This is a genomic window from Paucibacter sp. JuS9 (assembly GCF_044043925.2).
Classification (GTDB): domain Bacteria; phylum Pseudomonadota; class Gammaproteobacteria; order Burkholderiales; family Burkholderiaceae_C; genus JAUASW01.
On the sequence record NZ_CP194172.1, the window covers coordinates 2,304,240 to 2,321,485 of the forward strand.

17 protein-coding genes are annotated in these 17,246 nt (G+C 65.9%); 3 read left to right on the top strand and 14 right to left on the bottom strand.

Annotated features, from left to right (window positions below; all coding sequences use genetic code 11):
* Nucleotides 1-98 precede the first annotated feature (98 nt).
* Nucleotides 99-737, bottom strand: a complete 639-nt coding sequence (locus ABT392_RS10260) for a 3-oxoacid CoA-transferase subunit B (RefSeq protein WP_334275745.1) — start codon at nt 735-737, stop codon at nt 99-101.
* A gap of 2 nt (nt 738-739) precedes the next feature.
* Nucleotides 740-1,447: a CoA transferase subunit A gene (locus ABT392_RS10265; protein WP_334275746.1), complete on the bottom strand. Its 708-nt coding sequence runs from the start codon at nt 1,445-1,447 to the stop codon at nt 740-742.
* Nucleotides 1,448-1,563: 116 nt separating this feature from the next.
* Here ABT392_RS10265 and ABT392_RS10270 point away from each other — a divergent pair, with 116 nt between their 5' ends.
* Both ABT392_RS10270 and ABT392_RS10275 read left to right on the top strand, forming a co-directional pair.
* Complete coding sequence (locus tag ABT392_RS10270; RefSeq protein WP_334275747.1) at nt 1,564-1,965, top strand: PaaI family thioesterase; 402 nt, start codon at nt 1,564-1,566, stop codon at nt 1,963-1,965.
* Nucleotides 1,966-1,982: 17 nt separating this feature from the next.
* Complete coding sequence (locus ABT392_RS10275; RefSeq protein ID WP_334275748.1) at nt 1,983-2,519, top strand: LuxR C-terminal-related transcriptional regulator; 537 nt, start codon at nt 1,983-1,985, stop codon at nt 2,517-2,519.
* A gap of 9 nt (nt 2,520-2,528) precedes the next feature.
* Here ABT392_RS10275 and ABT392_RS10280 read toward each other — a convergent pair whose 3' ends face one another.
* The 7 genes from ABT392_RS10280 to ABT392_RS10310 all read right to left on the bottom strand — a co-directional run bounded on the left by ABT392_RS10280 (nt 2,529) and on the right by ABT392_RS10310 (nt 10,362).
* Nucleotides 2,529-3,725: an erythromycin esterase family protein gene (locus ABT392_RS10280; protein ID WP_395385814.1), complete on the bottom strand. Its 1,197-nt coding sequence runs from the start codon at nt 3,723-3,725 to the stop codon at nt 2,529-2,531.
* An 82-nt stretch (nt 3,726-3,807) separates the two neighbouring features.
* On the bottom strand, nt 3,808-4,554 hold the full coding sequence (locus ABT392_RS10285; RefSeq protein ID WP_334275750.1) for an arginine N-succinyltransferase: 747 nt from the start codon (nt 4,552-4,554) through the stop codon (nt 3,808-3,810).
* Nucleotides 4,551-5,612, bottom strand: coding sequence for an arginine N-succinyltransferase (locus ABT392_RS10290; RefSeq protein ID WP_395385813.1), 1,062 nt, complete (start codon nt 5,610-5,612; stop codon nt 4,551-4,553). Before ABT392_RS10290 ends, ABT392_RS10285 begins: the two co-directional genes overlap by 4 nt.
* The gene (locus tag ABT392_RS10295) at nt 5,599-6,597 is read right to left on the bottom strand and encodes a GlxA family transcriptional regulator (RefSeq protein WP_395385812.1); all 999 of its coding nucleotides are present in this window, start codon (nt 6,595-6,597) and stop codon (nt 5,599-5,601) included. Before ABT392_RS10295 ends, ABT392_RS10290 begins: the two co-directional genes overlap by 14 nt.
* Entirely contained in the window at nt 6,594-7,982 is a 1,389-nt protein-coding gene (locus tag ABT392_RS10300; protein ID WP_395385811.1) for a YfcC family protein, read from the bottom strand. Before ABT392_RS10300 ends, ABT392_RS10295 begins: the two co-directional genes overlap by 4 nt.
* A 12-nt stretch (nt 7,983-7,994) precedes the next feature.
* Complete coding sequence (locus tag ABT392_RS10305; RefSeq protein WP_395385810.1) at nt 7,995-9,110, bottom strand: succinylglutamate desuccinylase/aspartoacylase family protein; 1,116 nt, start codon at nt 9,108-9,110, stop codon at nt 7,995-7,997.
* Nucleotides 9,111-9,171: 61 nt separating this feature from the next.
* Nucleotides 9,172-10,362 carry a cyanophycinase gene (locus tag ABT392_RS10310; protein WP_334275755.1) on the bottom strand — a complete coding sequence of 397 codons (1,191 nt, stop codon included), beginning with the start codon at nt 10,360-10,362 and terminating at the stop codon, nt 9,172-9,174.
* 343 nt (nt 10,363-10,705) lie between these two features.
* On the opposite strand from ABT392_RS10310, the gene ABT392_RS10315 reads away from it, so the two are divergent.
* Complete coding sequence (locus tag ABT392_RS10315) at nt 10,706-13,477, top strand: TonB-dependent receptor (protein WP_334275756.1); 2,772 nt, start codon at nt 10,706-10,708, stop codon at nt 13,475-13,477.
* Between the two features lie 43 nt (nt 13,478-13,520).
* Here ABT392_RS10315 and ABT392_RS10320 read toward each other — a convergent pair whose 3' ends face one another.
* The 5 genes from ABT392_RS10320 to ABT392_RS10340 all read right to left on the bottom strand — a co-directional run bounded on the left by ABT392_RS10320 (nt 13,521) and on the right by ABT392_RS10340 (nt 17,152).
* Complete coding sequence (locus ABT392_RS10320; protein WP_395385809.1) at nt 13,521-14,684, bottom strand: hypothetical protein; 1,164 nt, start codon at nt 14,682-14,684, stop codon at nt 13,521-13,523.
* A 15-nt stretch (nt 14,685-14,699) separates the two neighbouring features.
* Nucleotides 14,700-15,107, bottom strand: coding sequence for a hypothetical protein (locus tag ABT392_RS10325; protein WP_334275758.1), 408 nt, complete (start codon nt 15,105-15,107; stop codon nt 14,700-14,702).
* Nucleotides 15,108-15,272: 165 nt separating this feature from the next.
* Nucleotides 15,273-15,695 (bottom strand): acyl-CoA thioesterase, encoded by a 423-nt coding sequence (locus tag ABT392_RS10330; RefSeq protein WP_334275759.1) that lies wholly within the window; start codon nt 15,693-15,695, stop codon nt 15,273-15,275.
* 10 nt (nt 15,696-15,705) lie between these two features.
* Nucleotides 15,706-16,350, bottom strand: coding sequence for a YceH family protein (locus ABT392_RS10335; protein ID WP_395385808.1), 645 nt, complete (start codon nt 16,348-16,350; stop codon nt 15,706-15,708).
* Nucleotides 16,351-16,369: 19 nt separating this feature from the next.
* Nucleotides 16,370-17,152, bottom strand: coding sequence for an SDR family oxidoreductase (locus ABT392_RS10340; protein ID WP_334275761.1), 783 nt, complete (start codon nt 17,150-17,152; stop codon nt 16,370-16,372).
* Nucleotides 17,153-17,246: the final 94 nt, after the last annotated feature.

Sequence of the window (17,246 nt, forward strand, 5' to 3'; positions counted from 1 at the left end):
TTGCAGAAGACCTGAGGCAAGCGGTTCGGCGCTTGCGTCATGAACAAGAAAAAGGCCCGCGTCACTGCGGGCCTTTGTCATTGCGGTGCGCGGTCTTCTCAGATCAGCGGCACGCCGGTCTTGCTCTGCACGAACTCGCGCGTCACGCCCTCGGCCAGCTCGACGAGCTTCAGGCCCTGCGGCGTCACATCCATCACTGCGAGGTCGGTGATGATGCGATTGACCACGGCCTTGCCGGTCAGCGGCAGCGTGCACTGGGGCAGGATCTTCATGTCTTCGCTGCCGTCCTTCTTGCGGGCCACATGCTCCATCAGCACGATGACGCGCTTGACGCCGGCCACCAGGTCCATGGCACCGCCCATGCCCTTGACCATCTTGCCCGGGATCATCCAGTTCGCCAGGTCACCGCTGGCTGTCACCTGCATGGCGCCGAGGATGGACAGGTTGATCTTGCCGCCACGGATCATGGCAAAACTGTCATGGCTGCCGAAGATCGAGGAGCCGGCGATCGTGGTCACCGTCTGCTTGCCGGCATTGATCAGGTCGGCATCGACCTCGTCTTCGGTCGGAAAGGGGCCGATGCCCAGCATGCCGTTCTCGCTCTGCAGCCAGACTTCCTTGTCTGCGGGCACGAAGTTGGCAACAAGGGTCGGAATGCCGATGCCCAGGTTGACGTAGAAACCGTCTTCCAGCTCTTGCGCCGCGCGGGCCGCCATTTGGTCTTGGGTCCAGGCCATGGTCAGGCTCCCTTCTTTTCACTCAGAGTGCGCTTCTCGATGCGCTTCTCGGGATTCGCGTTCACCACGATGCGGTGCACATAGATGCCGGGCAGATGAACCGAGTCCGGGTCGAAGCTGCCGGTGGGCACGATCTCTTCCACTTCCACCACGGTGATCTTGCCGGCCATGGCAGCGGCCGGGTTGAAGTTGCGGGCGGTGCGGCGGAACAGCAGGTTGCCGCTCTCATCGGCCTTCCAGGCCTTGACCAGCGCCACCTCGGGCACAAGGGCCAGCTCCATCACATAGGTCTGGCCATCGAACTCGCGCAGTTCCTTGCCCTCGGCCACGATGGTGCCGACGCCGGTGCGCGTGAAAAAGGCCGGGATGCCGGCACCACCGGCCCGCAGCTTCTCCGCGAGCGTGCCCTGCGGCGTGAACTCGAGCTCCAGTTCGCCGGCCAGGTACTGGCGCTCGAACTCCTTGTTCTCGCCCACATAGCTGGAGATCATCTTCTTGATCTGCCGGGTCTCCAGCAACTGGCCCAGGCCGAAGCCATCGACGCCGGCATTGTTGGAGATCACCGTCAGGTTCTTGACGCCGCTGTCGCGCAGCGCGGCGATCAGGGCCTCGGGAATGCCGCAGAGGCCGAAGCCGCCGACGGCCAGCAACTGGCCGTCGCGGACGATGCCATCCAGCGCTGCAGCCGCGCTGGGAAAGAGCTTGTTCATGAAATTTATCTCCTGGCTTCCCGGGTATTCGGAACGCCGGATAGCGTACTACGCAGGCCCGGTCCGGGTCGTTACGTAAATTCGCCTAGGCACTGCCACCACTTACAGTACGGCCCATGACGCCACAAGCCCTGCAGGACAGCATCCCCGCCATCTTTGCGCCCTGGATCATCGCGATGGACCTCGAAGTCCTCGCGGTCGATGTCGAAGGCATCACCCTGCGCCTGCCGGTGCGGCGCGAGTACCTGCATGTGGGAGGCGTGATGTGCGGCCAGGCTGCCATGGCGGTGGCCGACACGGCCATGGTGCTGGCGCTCAGCGCCAAGCTGGGCGGCTTTCGGCCCATGACCACGGTGCAATTGCAGACTTCCTTCCTGCGGCCGATCGGCGGCGAGCACTGCATCGTCAAGGCCCGGGTGCTGCGCTCGGGCAAGACCATGGCCTTCGGCTCGATAGACATCGAAGACCACGAAGGCCGGCTGGCGGCGCAGGCCACGACGACCTACGCCCTGCTCTGATGGCTGTGAAGGCTCTCATGGACTACCGGCTCGCCTTCGACCTCGCGCCCATCGGCCTGATCCTGTCCGAGCAGCGCGTCATCCGCGACTGCAACAGGCATGTGCTGGCCATGTTCGGTGCCGAGCGCGAGCAGCTGATAGGCCAGAGCTTCGAGCTGCTCTACCCGACACCCGCCGAGTTCCAGCGCACCGGCGAGCGCATCGTCGCCAGCCTCGACACGCAAGGCTATTACGCCGACGACCGCATCATGAAGCGCGCCAGCGGCCAGCTGTTCTGGTGTCATGTGACCGGCCGGGCACTGAACCCCCAGGACCCCCACGCGAGCGGCATCTGGAGCTTCGAAGACCTCTCGGCCCACCGGCAATTGACCGCCACGCTGACTGCGCGCGAACGCGAGATCGCCGCCCTCCTGATCGACGGGTTGACCAGCAAGCTGATCGGCAAGAAGCTGGGCATCAGCCCTCGCACGGTGGACGTCTACCGTGCGCGCTTGATGAAGAAGTACGAGGCGGCGACGACGCCGGAGCTGGTGCACAAGCTCTTGATTGCATGAGGCTGCGTGTCAGCGCTGCATCGTGACCGGCTCCATATCCCGGATGTAGAAGACACCGTCCCATTGATAGCCCAGACCTGAGCGTGCATAAGGCGTGCTGTAGCCGAATTCCATCTTGCGTTCTGCCAGCCCAGCCTTCAGCGGCTGCGGCGCATTCAGGAATGCGAACTCGGCATTGCTGGTGGCGAAGGCCGACTCCAGGCTGCGCGGATAGGCCGGCGGTATGGGCTGCTTCTCGCCGGAGGCGAACTCCATGAAGCTGCCTTGCAGCGCGGTCAGGTTGAGCACGTAGTAGTCGCGGCCCAGCTTCTCGCCCAGGATGTCGCCCGCATAGCGATGCTGCTCGTCGAGCTTCACGCCGCGCGCCACATGGATGGTGTGGGCCCAGATCACGGCCTTCTTGCCGGGATATAGCTTGTTCAGCTGCCACAGCACGTTGTTGGCCATCTCGTGGTCACGCTGGTAGTCCCCTCGCCAGAAGTTGGCCGCCTGGGCTTGCAAGCCGGCGAGGCTGCGGCACAGCAGCTCATCGCCCATGGGAGCACACAGCCGCTTGCGCAGGCGCTGGGCCATGGTTTCGAAGGCCTGCTGGTCAGCCGTACTCGGCGCCTCGCGCTTCATCTGCATCAGCTCGCCGGCCAGCCGCTCGAACAGCGGCCAGCCGGTGGCATCAACCTGCAACTGCTTGCGCAGCCCCGGCAGCAAGGCCTTGCGGCTGTAACCGCCGCTGAGCTGGCTGTCGATGCCCGAGAGCAGCAGCGGCCGCGGGCCCGCCTGCTGCTCGTCCAGATAGCGCAGGAGCCCGCGGCCGGCATCGCTGTTGGCGTACATGTAGAACACATTGCCCGAGGCCAGCGCATCGAGCTTCTCGCCGCGCTGCATGGCTTGCTGCAATTGCGCGATGTCGAACACACCGCTTTCCAGCAGCAGCACGTCGAAGCCCTTCTTCTCGTGCAGATAGCGCAGGAGCCGCGTCTTCAACTCGAACTCCTGGCGGCCGCCATGGGTCTGCTCGCCCAGCGCCACCACGCGCGTCTCGCCCAGCGCATCGCCGAAGGCCTGCAGCTGCGCGTCAGTGAGCGCGGCGGCATGGCCGGCGGCCATCGGTTTCATGCGGGCCTGCACCCAGGCCATCGATTCATCGGCCGCCCATGCAGCAGCCATGGGCACCAGCAGGGCTGCCAGCGCCATCCATTTCCTCGTCATCTTCTTCGCTCCTCCAAGAGTGCGGCCAGCATAGCGGCGCGCAAGGCGCGAGTCTGAACGTCACCTCAAGGGCGGCTGAAGGTCAGCTTGCAGCCAGCGACAGTTCCCAGATCGGGCCGCCATCGTCGATGCGCACATGCCGGCCCGGCGCAAAGCCGCTGGCACGCAGCACCTTCAGGGCCGGCTGGGCTGCCACGCCGGCCTGCCCGACTGCCGCCTGCGCTGCGGCATCGAGGAAGGAAAGATAGAGCAGCTGGCGCGGCAGCAGCGCCGCCAAGTGGCTGCGCCAGGCCTCGCCCATCGAGACCTGTGCTTCGGCCGGGTCGCGCGGGCAGAAATGAGCCCCCAGGCCCTGCCAGAAGACAGACCTGCCTGCCGCATCGCGCACACCACCCAGCTCCACGATCAGGCGCGCGCCATGGCGCAGCGGCTCGCCGGCAATGCGGGCCAGGGCTGAGTCCAGCAGGGTCTGCAAGGCCGCCTGTTGCAGCGCTTCATCGAGGCCGGGCGCGCAGGCGATGTCGGTCAGCTCGCTGTCTCCGGTCTGGTCGTTGCCCAGCAGCAAGGTGGCCTGGCGCTGGAACAGGCCCAGCTCGGAGGCGGCATGCACCGCCTGCCCCACGTGATAGCTGTAGCGCGGCAGCGCAAGGCCCAGATGCTCGCGCAGGCGCAGGCAGGCCACGGGGCGATCCCCTTCATCGATGGCCAGGTACAGGCGTTCGCCCTCGGCCTGGGTGTCGGTATCGACCGCATGGCCCGTCTGGTTGACCCAGCCGGCCATGGAGACGGCATCAGCGCTCGACGCAGCGCGGATCTTGATCGGGTTCATGGTTGGCCCTCCTCGCCGTCCATCGGCTCTACTGGCGTGACGGTGATGCGCTCGCCTTCGCCCAGCTCGAGCCGCTGCACCAGCTCATGGCGCGGCGGCAGCTCCAGCGCCGCCAGCGGCAAGGCCGCGAGCACCGCACGGAAGCCGGCGCGGTCGCGGCGCGCGGCCACATGCCAATGCGCCTGCCCCAGCGCCAACGCGCCGCTGCGCAGGCTCAGCTCACGCGCATGCCGCACGCTGCGCAGCAAATGCAGGCTCGCTTCGACGGTCGGTCCGCCGTCGAAGATGTCGACATAGCTGTCGGCATCGAAGCCCTCGGCCTGCAGGATGGAGAACGGCAGCTCTCCCACCGGATGCAACTGCCCCAGCGCGAACTGCGCGTTCTCGGGCAGCAGGCTCACATGGATGGGCGAATGCGGCATCAGGTCGGCGATGAAGGCCTTGCTGCGGCCGCCGATCACCGCCTCGGCCTGCGGATAGTCCATGTTGAAGAAGCGCCGGCCCACCGCATCCCAGAACGGGCTCTGGCCCTGTGCATCAACGAGGCCCGGGCTCTCGGCGGCGATGCGCTCGTTGAAGCGCTCCAGGTGCTGGCGGATGAAGAGCAGGCGCGCCCGCGACAGCAGCTGCGGCGCCAGCCCCTGCTCGTAGGCCGGCTCGATGTAGAACGAGGTCAGCAGCGTGCAGCCGGTCAGGTCGTGGCACAGGTGCAGGGTGTGCATGCGCTGGCTCACGCCCAGGGCCTTGGAGGCATGGACGACAAACTCGTTGCGGTAGCTGTAGAAGCGGTCGTGGAAACCAGCGCTGGCGGCAATGCCACTGCAGCCGACCACGCGCCCGGCGCGGCGGTCTTCCAGCACGAAGAGATAGGTTTCCTCGCCGCTGGCGGCATCCTCGCTGGCGAAGGCCTGCATGGAGCGCTCGATGCGCGTCTGCAACTGCAGCCTGTCGCTGGGCAGCGAGCTGATGCCGTCGACCGAGGCCGCGGCAATGCACTCCAGGGCCGTCAGGTCGGTGAGCGCCACCGGGCGCAGGAGGAAGTCGTCAGGGCTGCTCATCAGTGGTCTCCGGTGCACGCTGGCGCCAGGCGGCGGCCCGCTGGCTGCGCTCATCGCGCGGCGTGTGGCCGAAATGGGATTTGTAGGCATTGGAGAAATGCGGCCCCGAGGCAAAGCCGCTGGACAGCCCGATCTGCAGGATCGACTGGCTGCTCTGCTGCAGAAGCCGCTGCGCACGCTTGAGCCGCAGCTCCAGGTAGTAGCGCGAAGGCAGGGCATCGAGATGCTGCTTGAAGAGGCGCTCCAGCTGACGGCGTGACAGGCCAACGAGGCGCGCCACATCTTCGGTAGGCAGCGGCTCGCTCAAATTCGCTTCCATCAGCGCCAGCGCTTCGCTCAGCTTGGGGCTGCCACCACCCATGCGCTCGGTGATCGGCACGCGCTGGCGCTCGCCAGCACCGCGCGCGCGCTCCAGGCCCAGATGTTGCGCCAGCTCCTGGCCCACACGGTCACCATGCAGGCGCGCGGCCCAGGCCAGGACCAGGTCCAGCGAAGCCGTGCCGCCCGCGCAGCTGAGCAAGCGCCCGTCGGCCGCGATCTCCCAGACATGGCCAGACCAGACCACGCCACCATGCTCCTGCATTGCGGCGTCGACCAGCGTCCAGTGGATCGTGGCGCGTTGGCCATCGAGCAGCCCTGCCGCCGCCAGCAAGGCTGCGCCACCATCGACGCCGGCCAGCACGGTGCCGCGCAGCGCGTGCGATTGAAGCGCCTGTACGAGCGCTGGTGACGGCAGCGGGGCCTCGGCCGCGATCAGGAAGAGCGCCTGCCAGTCCGCATCCGCATCGAAGGCCTGGGTCTGCAGCAGGACATCCCCCCCGGCAACGAGCAAGCCCCCGGCTTCGGACAGGAGCCGGCACTCATAGCGCGCCTCTTCCTGCAATTCATTGAGCGCCTGCAGCGCCTCGACCACGCCCGCCACGGCCAGCATCGAGCAGCCTGGCAGCAAGACCAGGGCGCACAGGCGCTGCGGCGCAGGGTTCACTGCCAGCCTATGAGGTGTGGAATCGCCAGCAGCCCCAGAGCCATCACGAGATAGAGCCCCTGCAGCGGCAGCATCCAGCGCGCCCACTTGGTCCAGGGAATGCCGGCCAGAGCCAGCACGCCCACGGTGATGCCCGAGGTCGGAATCATCGGCGTGGTCAGCTCACCGAACTGGAAGGCCAGGATGGCGGTCTGGCGGCTGACGCCCACCAGGTCGGCCAGCGGGCCCATGATGGGCATGGTCAGCGCCGCCTGGCCCGTGCCCGAATGGATGAAGAAATTGATCACCGACTGGATCAGGAACATCTTCTGCGCCGAGAACACCGGGCTGTCGCTCTGCACATAGGGCACCAGCGCATGCAGCATGGTGTCGACGATGTGGGCATCGCGCATGACGACGACCGTGGCCTTGGCCAGCGCGATCACCAGCGCCGTGCTCACCATGTCGCGCGCACCTTGCAGGAAGGCGGCCACCCAGTCGTCCGCCGACAGCCGGGCAACCAGGCCCACGGAAATGCCCATCACCAGGAACAGCGCCGCGATGTTGTCGATGTCCCAGCCGTACTTGACGACACCCAGAATCATCACGCCCAAGCTGCCGGCAAAGATCGCCAGGACCAGCTTGTGCGTGAGCGTCATTCCCAAGAAGGTCTCGAACTCGGCCAGGTTCAGGGTGCGGCGTTTCTCCTCGTCCATCGCGAACGTGGGGCTCAGCTGTGGCGTGCGCTTGACCCGGGCGGCGTACCACATCAGGAAGGCGATCGTGACCGTCGTGGCCACCACCCAGCAGATCATGCGAAAGCCAATGCCCGAGAACAGAGGCACGCCGGCAATGCCCTGCGCAACGCCCACATTGAAGGGGTTCAGGAAGGCGGTGGCAAAGCCTATCTGCGAGCCGACAAAGGGAATCGCTACGCCGACCACCGTGTCGTACTTCAGGGCCAGGGCCAGCGGAATGAAGATCAGCACGAAGGGAATCGCCTCCTCCGCCATGCCGAAGGTGGCGCCGCCCATTGAAAACAAGGTGACGAAAGCGGGAATCGTGGCCGCGCGCACAAAGGCCGAGCGCGTGTGCGCCTTGGCCACCGACTTGATCATCGCGTCGATGGCCTGGGTCTTGTGCAGCACATTGAAGACCCCGCCCACCATCAGCACGAAGCCGATGATCAGCCCGGCCTCGACAAAGCCCTTGATCGGCGCAATCAGCAATTGCACCGGCCCTTGCGGGTTGGCGGCGATGTAGCGGAAGGAGTTCGGGTCGATGACCTTGCGGCCATTGAGCATCGTGGTGTCGTACTGCCCGCCCGGCACCAGCCAGGTGGCCGCAGCAATCAGGGCCAGCAGGCCGAACAGCAGGACAAAGGTGTTGGGGAATTTGAGCTTCATCGCGCCCTGCCCTTACATCGACAGCAGCTTGCCGCTGCGGAAAGCCTTGGCGCCAGCGATCTTGGCCACGCGCATGCCGCGCGAAGCATAGCGGCGCGCCACGCGGGCAAAGAGAACACCCGAGACCGTGGCCTTGAGCTCGGTGCGCTGGTCGGTGTTCGGGTCGATCAGCTCGACCACCACATCGCCGGCCTGCACCTGCTCGCCCGGCTCTTTCTTGAACACCAGCAAGCCGGCATGTGGTGCGGCAATCGGCTCCACGCCTTCCAGCGGCGTGGCTGCACAACGCGCAGGCGGCGCCGCACGCGGCGTGCCGCCGATATGGCCGGCCTGCTGCAGGTAGGCGACCAGCGCCGCCGCATCCTGCTCGGCCAGGCCATGCTCCACCTGCGTCTCGCCGCGCAGCTCCACGGTGATGGCCACGCAGGCATTCGGTATCGGGTGCGCCGGCAGCTGCTCGGCCAGCTCCCACCAGATGCGCGACAGCGATTCATCAAAGGGGTCGTCTCCCGACATCCGGGCCAGAAGCACCGCCTCGGCGCCGATCTGCGCAGACAGCGGCATCACCTGGTCTGCCAGCGGCGTGCCGGTGTAGAGATGCAGGACGGCCTGGTTGTCGCAATGCAGGTCCAGCACGATGTCGGCATCGCAGGCCAGCGTCTGCAAGGTCTTCTTCAGGACTTCGGTCTCGGTCGTGGCCTCCCACTCGCCGAGCAGCGCGCGGCTGGCGGCGCGGATCGCCTCCACATTGGCGGCTGCGTCACTGCCCAGCTTGCCCTTCAGACGCTCCAGCAGCGGCGCGGTGAGATGCTTGTAGTTCCGGTTGAAATTGACGCCGGTGCTCAGGTCGAAGCGGCCGAACAGCGTGCCTTGCAGGTCTTGCGACAGGCCGATCGGATTGGCCATCGGCACCAGCACGATCTCGCCGTCGATCAGGCCGGCGGCCTCAAGCTGCAAGAGCTGCTCGCGCAGATGCTGCGCCACCAGCATGGCCGGTATTTCGTCGGCATGCAGTGAGGCCTGGACATAGACCTTGCGGCCGCTCCTGGCCGGGCCGAAGTGCAGGCTGCGAAGCGTACGGCAAAGACCGCTGCTGCTGGAAGGAAGTGCGTGCTGCACGGTGCGCATGGTCAGGCTTTCTTGCTGCTTGGCGCCTCAGGCGGCGCCACGATGGATGGGGTGATGGGCTTCAGTGCGAGGCGGCCAGCGGCGTGTAGAACGGGCGCTTGATCTGTACCGGCTGTACGTCCAGGCGCAGGTCCAGCACCGTGTAGTCGTCGCCACCAAGCCAGGCCAGGCTGTCGCTGGCCTTGTAGAGGCGGAACTCGAAACCGACATCGGGCTGCGGGTCTTGTGCGCCGGCCCGGCCCTTGAAGGCGAGGCCGCGAAGCTCCGGGTGCGGGCTGTCAATCAGGCGACCCATGGCGTTCACGATGGCGTTGTCGGCCAGCATGTCGACGTAGAACGGCTCGACCATGAAGCGCGGCTTGAAGCCCTCGGCCCGCGGGTCGATCTTCTGGCCGACCAGCTTTTCGGTCGAGGGCTTGCTGACGCCGCTGCGCAAGTCGTGCCTGTCGCCATGGTCGAGATAGCTCAGGCGCACATTGCGGATGTTGAAGGCTGCAAGCGCCGCATCGCTGCTGGCCTGGGTGAGGTCCAGCAGCAGGCCGCCGCGTGCGCCGATCAGCTCGATTTCTTCACCGCGTATCACCGCCGCGCTGTTCTCCTCGATGCCCAGGCCCAGCTTGTAGCCGGTGGCCTGCATGGCCGGCAGCAAGCGGCCGATGCGGCCGCGCTTGAGGAAATGCTGGTCAACGATCAGCTGCCTGGTGATGAAGCCAAGGCCGCGATCCAGTTCCTTGCCCTCGCGCAGCCGGCCCTGCAGCACCGAGATGTTGTCGGGTGCATCGCGAAACATCGTGTGGCTCATGATGGCCGCACCGGCGCTGGTGCCGGCCACCAGGCCGCCGCGATTGAACACCGCCCAGATCGCCTGCAGCATTGCGGTGGGCTTGCCGCCAGGTTGCAGGGTGTCAACGATCAGCTCCTGAGCGCCACCGGCGAAAAACACGCCCTGGGCCGTGCGCACCTGTTCGATCAGGGCCGGGTCATTGAGCTTGCTTTGCAGGTCGACACCGGCCAGGCGCGGCGCGACCGGTATGACTTCGGCGCGGGCGCCGTGACGGGTCAGCGGCTCGACGATCAGATTGGCCGCGCGCTGTGGATTGCCGGCAGCGGTGCCGAAGACCACGATGCGCGCGCCCGTGCCGCCCGCTTCATCCACCACGCGCTGCCAGACCTCGGTGTTGTCGGAGCGCAGGGCGCCGCCGATGGCGATCACGACGCCGGGCTTGCTCTGCGCCTGCGAGAGCGTTGGCACCAGGCTACCCAGGCAAACGGCAGCTACAAGAGCCTGCAAGTAACGGCGGCGGACAGGGACGGTTCGGGTTTGCATGGCCGCATCTTGTCAGCCCCCGCCCTTGCCCACCAGCGGGAAAGGCCGGACCGGTGCCGGCTTGGGCGAGGCGCGCAAGTGCATGTCGCTTTGAAGCAAGGCATTTCCTGGCACCCAGCTGCCGCTTTACGGCTTTGCGACAACTTCTTGCGAGCAAGTGCGCAGGCCGCCAAAACCCCATAGGCAAGCGGCAAAGCCCGCTCCTAGAGTCGCGGCCATTCCTGCTCACCGCCCTCCTTCCAACACCTCTTCAAGGCAAGACCCACTCATGACGCCTCAACGATTCTTCAAGCTGCAGACGCTGGCCCAGGCCGCCCTGCTCCTGGCTGCCACCGTCTCCGTCCAGGCCCAGGAGGCCAAGCTGGAGCGGGTCGAAGTGACCGGCTCCAGCATCAAGCGCATTGACGGCGAAGCCGCCCTGCCGGTCGAGACCATCAAGCGCGCCGACATCGACAAGCTCGGCGTCACCACTGCCGCAGAACTGCTGCAGAAGATCACCTCCAACGTCGGCGGCCTGACCGACGGCGCGTCCATCAGCGACCAAAGCGGCGGTCAGCGCGGCTTCAACGGCGCCAACCTGCGTGGACTCGGTGTCTCCAGCACCTTGGTGCTGCTGAACGGCCGCCGCCTGGCCAACTTTGCCAGCCCGGGTGACGACGCCGGCGTCGACTTGAACAGCATCCCCTCCGGAGCCATCCAGCGCGTCGAAGTGCTGAAGGACGGCGCCTCGGCCATCTACGGCACCGACGCCATGGGCGGCGTGATCAACTTCATCACCCGCAAGGACTTCCAGGGCGCCAACTTCAACGTCTACGGCCTCAAGACCGACGAAGGCGGCGGCGGCAAGAAGACCGCGACCCTCGGCGGCGGCTTCGGCGACCTGCGCAAGGACCGCTTCAACGTCTTCGCCACGCTGGACCTGCAGAAACTCGACGAGCTGGATGCCTCGCAGCGCAAGTTCATCCGCGAGTACAGCCTGCCCACCCGCCTGCCACCGCAGGCGTCGAGCAACTCCTTCCCGGCCAACGTCGACCTCTCGAGCGCCCAGCTGACCGCGCTGAACAACTTCGTTCGCGCCAACCCGGGCACCGCGCTCAAGGGCACGAACGCCGACGGCACCTGGAACCCGGGCGGGCCGAACTCCGGCTCGCGTCGCGTGAGCTTTGACAAGGCCAGCTGCACCGGTGCGCCCAATGCCAATTTCGTCGACGGCACCAGCCTGGGTGGCCGTGAGGGCTGCTCGTACGACTACGTGGCGGGCTCGCAGATCTACCCCAAGGCTGACAAGCAGAGCCTGCTCGGCCGCTTCACGGCGCAGCTTGACGATGACAACCAGGTCTTCGCCGAGGTGATGCTGGCCAAGGCCGAGACGGACTACGCGGCCTCGCCGGCGACGGCACGTTTCCGCACCAGCTCGGGCATCGCCCTGCCCGCGTCGCTGCAGGCCGTCACCGGCGTGACCGGAGCTGTGGACTTCCGCTTCCGCCTGGAGGACGCCGGCAAGCGCACCAGCCGCGTGGAAAGCGACGCCAGCCGCCTGGTGATCGGCGCCACCGGCAACATGGCCGGCTGGGACTACGACACGGCCCTCAGCCAAAGCGTGAACAAGGCCACCGACACCGACCTGTCGGGCTGGGTATCGCTGACAAAGCTGGAAGCCGGCCTCAAGGCGGGCACCTACAACCCGTTCGTGAAACCCGCCGACCGCTCGGCCGGCCAGGCCTTCATGAACTCGATCCGCCTGGACGGCGCGGCACGCATCAGCAAGGGCACATCGACGAGCATCGACGGCAAGCTGACCCGCGCCCTGGCCGCCCTGGAAGGCGGCGACCTGATGCTGGCCTTGGGTGCCGAGCTGCGCAAGGAGAAGACCGAGTTCCGCGCCACCGACGTGCTCAAGGGCAACGATGTCAACGGCGACCGATCCAGCTCGGGAGAACTGCTGGCCGACACCAGCCACTCGCGCAACGTGGCTGGCATCTTCGCCGAGCTCAGCGCGCCGATTACCAAGGAGCTCGAAGCGCAGATCGCGCTGCGTCACGACCGCTACAGCGGCGTGCACGACGCCGCCACCAACAAGACCTCGCCCGACCTCAGCACCACCAACCCCAAGCTCGGCCTGAGCTGGAGGCCCAGCAAGCAGCTGCTGACCCGCGCCTCCTACGGCACCGGCTTTCGCGCACCGACAGTGTCCGAGATGTTCCTGCCGCTGCGCTCGGGCATCACCGCCAGCTTCGTGCGCGACCCAGTGAGCGGCGAAGTCGGCCAGCTCGCCATCGACCGCTATTCCAACCCCGAGCTCAAGCCCGAGAAGTCCAAGCAGGCAAGCCTCGGTGTGGTGTTCGAGCCGATGCGCAGCCTGACCGGCAGCATCGACTACTGGAGCATCCGCAAGTCCGACATCATTTCGCAGATCGGCGAAGAAACGATCTTCACGACACCCGCGCTCTACAACGACCCCAAGGTCGTGGCGCGCTTCGATGACGGCTTCGTCGACTACATCACCGTCAAGAAGGAGAACCGCGGCAAGCTGAACACCTCCGGCTTCGATGTGTCGTTGAACTGGCGCGGCGAGGAGACCGGCTTCGGCACCTTTGGCGCCGGATTCAGCGGCACCCTGATCACCGAGTACAAGTTCGCCACCGACCCGCGCTCGCCGCTGGTCGACGGCCTGGGCAAGTTCAAGGATGACAAGGCCGTGCAGCGCTGGCGCCACAAGCTCAACCTGGACTGGGACTACGGCCCGGTCAGCCTGACGGTGACCAACACCTACCTGGCCGGCTATCGCGACCAGAACGTGGACGGCCTGGCCGCGCCCGAGTGGAACAACCGCGACGTCAAGCCCTACTCGCTGTGGGACCTGAGCGCGAGCTACCGCTTCTCGCCAGCCCTGCGACTGCGTGCCGGCGTGTTGAACCTGCTCGACACCGCGCCGCCGTTCACCAACCAGTCGCGCTACTTCCAGGTGACCTGGGACCCGACCTACGGCGACCCGCGCGGCCGTTCATTCTTTGCAAGCCTGAGCTACAGCTTCCGCTGAACGGGCCAAGGCCCGGCCCTGCTGCGCAGGGTCGGGCCTGCCTTCATTTCATCAATGTGGGCTTGCTTGCAAAGTCCCAGCTGAACTTCATCAGCACCGAGTTCTTGGCGGCATCCAGGCCGGTGTCGCGGCCCGCACCCAGGGTCAGGTACAGGTCCTTGTCCAGGCGCTTTTCGAAGCCCAGGACCGCGCGCTTGCGATCTGCGAACGCGTGACCACTGGCGTGCGAACGCAGGGTCGAGTACTCCGCAATGAAGGCGCCCGATTCGCTGCCCCAGCGCAGGTTCAGGCCCACCAGCTCTTGCCGCGCCAGCGTGCTGACGCCGAGCGTGGATTTGGCGCTGGCATTGGAGTTGCGGCGCCAGTGCGCGGTGAGCAACCAGCCGACATCGTCATTGCCGTCCTCGGCTTTGTCAGGGGCCGGCGCGCGCCCGCCGCCGCCCAGCGCCGCGGTGAACCACACCATGTTGGAGTCACCCGAAACGCCCGCTGGCAAGGCCGCGCCATCTTCCAGAGAAGCGACTGAGCGGCCAAAGCCCACGGCGACCATGGACTGGTTCCAGCGGGTCAGCGCGGTCTTGATGGCCTTGGCGCACTTGAGCCGGGATGCCTCGTCTTCTGCGGTGTAGTCGGGGGTGGGCATGGTCGTCCGGCCCGTCTTGTTCATTTCCGCAATGGCCTTCTTGAGAGCCTCTTCCCTGACAAATGTCTGTGCAGTGGCCATGCAGGACTCAACGCGAGACTGCTGCAAGGCCTCTTGGTAAGCTGGCGCATACAGAATGGTTTGCAGGCCAAGGGCGGAACGCGCCACATCCTTGTCCGATTTCACCTTGGTTGCGACGGACAAGGCCGTACGCGCCCATGCTCCCATCAGCGGGTCCTTGAGCTGCCCCCAGTCGAGCTTGCCTATGGCCATCGCCGGAATGAACTCGGCCGAAACAGCATTGGCCACCTTGCCATTGGCATCGAAGGCCCGCCCGACCTGGGCTGAGAACTCGCGCAGGCTGGACAGGCGCGGCACGTTTTCTCCGGACGCACCGAGCATGAAGGCAGCCACCGAGGTGGTGATCGGCATGTCGACATGCGTGGCCTTGATGGTCTCGCTGAGTGTGGTGGGCTTGGGCTCGTCAGCCGCCAGCACACCACTCGAAGCCAACGACATCAGCGCGAAAGCAGATCCGGAACAGGCATGGATCCATGTTTTCATGACAGCGCTCCCGGCTTACTGCGCGTCGACGTTGACCACGCCGACAAGACCGCTGGACATCGACTCTGAAAGCGTCTGGGCACCGCCGAAATCGGAGACCACGGCCCCGTTCCCAGCAAGGTAGAAGCTCAGCTTCAACGTCGAGGCAGAGACATCGATCAGCTGAAGATCGCCCTTGAAGCTCAGGCCGTAGCGCATGCCCTTCACAGCCTGGAAGGACACGGTCATGCCGTCGAAGGTGTCGGGGTCGTTGTCGAGCACCTTGCTGTCGACCACTTGCCAGTTGGCCTTGCCAATGGGGGTGCGAAAAACGCGCACTCCAAGCCTGGCCAGACCCGGCCAGGGCACCACCATGCCAAACGTCAGGGTTCCGGGCGCGCAGGCGCGCAGGGTCTTGTCTGTGAAATCAAGTACGGTCGCCATTGCAAACTCCTTGCGTCAAGAGATGGCGAGGATTCTTTTGCAATGAACAGAGGCGGCCATCCATCTTTGAGACGAGAAGACACGCTGCCGTCCGCAGGGTTGTGGAATACGGCCCGCTCGGTGCGGGGGTAGGCCTTGGGCTGCCAGGGCGCGAATGCCCGCGGCTCAGTCCTCGATATGCCGGCGCAGCCAGTCGGGCAACGGCGCCGACTTCTGCGCTGGGAAATCCATCCACACCGTGGTGGCACCGCCGGCGGCGCAGATCACGCCCGGCTCGCCCACCCGCTCCAGCGTGATCCAGCAATCAAAGCTGCTGCGGCCCGGGTTGCTGACGTAATGCTTGGCCAGCACCTCGCCCGGATATTCCAGCTGCTTGTAGAAATTGCAGAAGGTGTTGACGATCACCGGCCCTTCGCCGGCTGGGTTGGGCGCCGCGTTCAAGGACTCCAGCCACTCGACCCGCACGATCTCAAGGTAGCGGAAATAGATCGTGTTGTTGACATGACCCATTGCATCCATGTCGCCCCAGCGCAAGGGGATGCGGGCCTCGTGGACCAGCTTCTTCTGCTCGGGGATTTCAAATCTCATGGGGTCCTGCTCATGCGATGCCCAACTCCGCCTTGATCTGCGCAATCTGCGCTTTCAAGGCCTCGATCTCGCCAGCCTGGCGCGCCTGCTCGGCACGCAATTGCAGAATCTCGTCATCCCGCGAAGCTGGCTCGCCGGGAGCGGCAGGCACGGCATCAAACACCTCGCCGCAAAGCAGATGCGCCCAGCGACTTTCGCGCGCGCCCGGGGCTCTGGCCAGCTTGATCGCCAGCGGCGGCTGGCGCTCCGACAGCTCGACCAGGAAGGCCTCGACCGACGAGATGTCGGCAAAGCGATGCAGCCTTTCCGTGTTGCTGCGCAACTCGGCCGCCGTCTGCGGGCCACGCAGCATCAGCAGCGTGAGCAAGGCCTCGGCCTGCCCCGGCACATTGATGCCCCGGCGGAAATTGTGTTCATAGCGCTCGACCCGGCTGCCACTGACGCGGTTCACCAAGCTCATGCCCCGCAGCTCGTCGAGCGCGCGCAGCACCTCGTTCTCACCCGCGCTCATCACCGGGTCGCGGGCGGTCTTCTGATTGCAGCCCATCGTCAGGGCGTTCAAGGACAGCGGATAGCTGTCGGGCACGGTGAATTGCTTCTCGACCAGGACGGCCAGGACCCGCGCTTCCAGCGCGGTCAGCACACGAAGACTCATTGACTCAAACTCCAAAAACTCAGACGCCGAAGCCGTCGTCGGCCTGCAATACCGCGCCATTGATGAAATGGCTCTCGTTGGCGCACAGCATCAGCAGCGCCGTGTCCAGGTCCTGCGGCTGGCCGACGCGCTTGCGCGGCAACAGCTCGATCAGCTTCCTGCCCTGTTCGGTACCCCAGTGGTGGTGGTTGATCTCGGTGTCGATATAGCCCGGGCAGATGGCGTTCACATTGATGCCGTACTTGCCCCATTCCAGCGCCATCGCGCGTGTCATGTGGATCACGGCGGCCTTGCTCATCGAGTAGACACCGATCTGGCTCAAGACGCGCAGGCCGGCCATCGAGGCGATGTTGACGATGCGACCGCCCGTGAAGGTGCCGGGCGCAGAGCCGCGGGCGCGTGCCAGCATGCGCTTGCCCACCTCCTGGGCCACGAAGAAGGCGCCGCGCACATTGGTGTCCATCACGAAGTCGTAGTCGTCCGCGCCGACATCGGTGAGCTTCTGCGTGGTGCTCACGCCGGAGTTGTTGACGAGGATGTCGATCGTGCCCATCTCGGTCTCGGCATGCGCGATGGCCGACTTGATGCTGTCGAGATCGGTGACGTCGAGCGCCACCACATGGGCATCGCCGCCCTGCGACTCGATCTCGGCGCGCAAGTCCTTCAGCTTCTCGGTGCGCCGGCCCGCCAGCACCACGCCGGCCCCGGCCTTGGCGAGGGTGCGCGCGAACTGCGCCCCCAGGCCACTTGAAGCGCCGGTCACCAGGGCGACGCGCCCTTCCAGATCAATGCTGTAGCTCATCGCCTTGTCCTGTGAAAGCCTGGAGGAAACGATAGCACGCGCCCTGCACCGTGCCGACCTCAATCCGCATGCTGCAACTGACGCTGCGACATCC

What these genes read in the sequence shown, in the direction of transcription:
- ABT392_RS10340 (WP_334275761.1), bottom strand. Translation starts at nt 17,152, where the DNA reads ATGAGCTACAGCATTGATCTGGAAGGGCGCGTCGCCCTGGTGACCGGC.
- ABT392_RS10325 (WP_334275758.1), bottom strand. Translation starts at nt 15,107, where the DNA reads ATGGCGACCGTACTTGATTTCACAGACAAGACCCTGCGCGCCTGCGCG.
- ABT392_RS10315 (WP_334275756.1), top strand. Translation starts at nt 10,706, where the DNA reads ATGACGCCTCAACGATTCTTCAAGCTGCAGACGCTGGCCCAGGCCGCC.
- ABT392_RS10290 (WP_395385813.1), bottom strand. Translation starts at nt 5,612, where the DNA reads ATGAGCAGCCCTGACGACTTCCTCCTGCGCCCGGTGGCGCTCACCGAC.
- ABT392_RS10300 (WP_395385811.1), bottom strand. Translation starts at nt 7,982, where the DNA reads ATGAAGCTCAAATTCCCCAACACCTTTGTCCTGCTGTTCGGCCTGCTG.
- ABT392_RS10305 (WP_395385810.1), bottom strand. Translation starts at nt 9,110, where the DNA reads ATGCGCACCGTGCAGCACGCACTTCCTTCCAGCAGCAGCGGTCTTTGC.
- ABT392_RS10265 (WP_334275746.1), bottom strand. Translation starts at nt 1,447, where the DNA reads ATGAACAAGCTCTTTCCCAGCGCGGCTGCAGCGCTGGATGGCATCGTC.
- ABT392_RS10270 (WP_334275747.1), top strand. Translation starts at nt 1,564, where the DNA reads ATGACGCCACAAGCCCTGCAGGACAGCATCCCCGCCATCTTTGCGCCC.
- ABT392_RS10320 (WP_395385809.1), bottom strand. Translation starts at nt 14,684, where the DNA reads ATGAAAACATGGATCCATGCCTGTTCCGGATCTGCTTTCGCGCTGATG.
- ABT392_RS10330 (WP_334275759.1), bottom strand. Translation starts at nt 15,695, where the DNA reads ATGAGATTTGAAATCCCCGAGCAGAAGAAGCTGGTCCACGAGGCCCGC.
- ABT392_RS10280 (WP_395385814.1), bottom strand. Translation starts at nt 3,725, where the DNA reads ATGACGAGGAAATGGATGGCGCTGGCAGCCCTGCTGGTGCCCATGGCT.
- ABT392_RS10335 (WP_395385808.1), bottom strand. Translation starts at nt 16,350, where the DNA reads ATGAGTCTTCGTGTGCTGACCGCGCTGGAAGCGCGGGTCCTGGCCGTC.
- ABT392_RS10285 (WP_334275750.1), bottom strand. Translation starts at nt 4,554, where the DNA reads ATGAACCCGATCAAGATCCGCGCTGCGTCGAGCGCTGATGCCGTCTCC.
- ABT392_RS10260 (WP_334275745.1), bottom strand. Translation starts at nt 737, where the DNA reads ATGGCCTGGACCCAAGACCAAATGGCGGCCCGCGCGGCGCAAGAGCTG.
- ABT392_RS10275 (WP_334275748.1), top strand. Translation starts at nt 1,983, where the DNA reads ATGGACTACCGGCTCGCCTTCGACCTCGCGCCCATCGGCCTGATCCTG.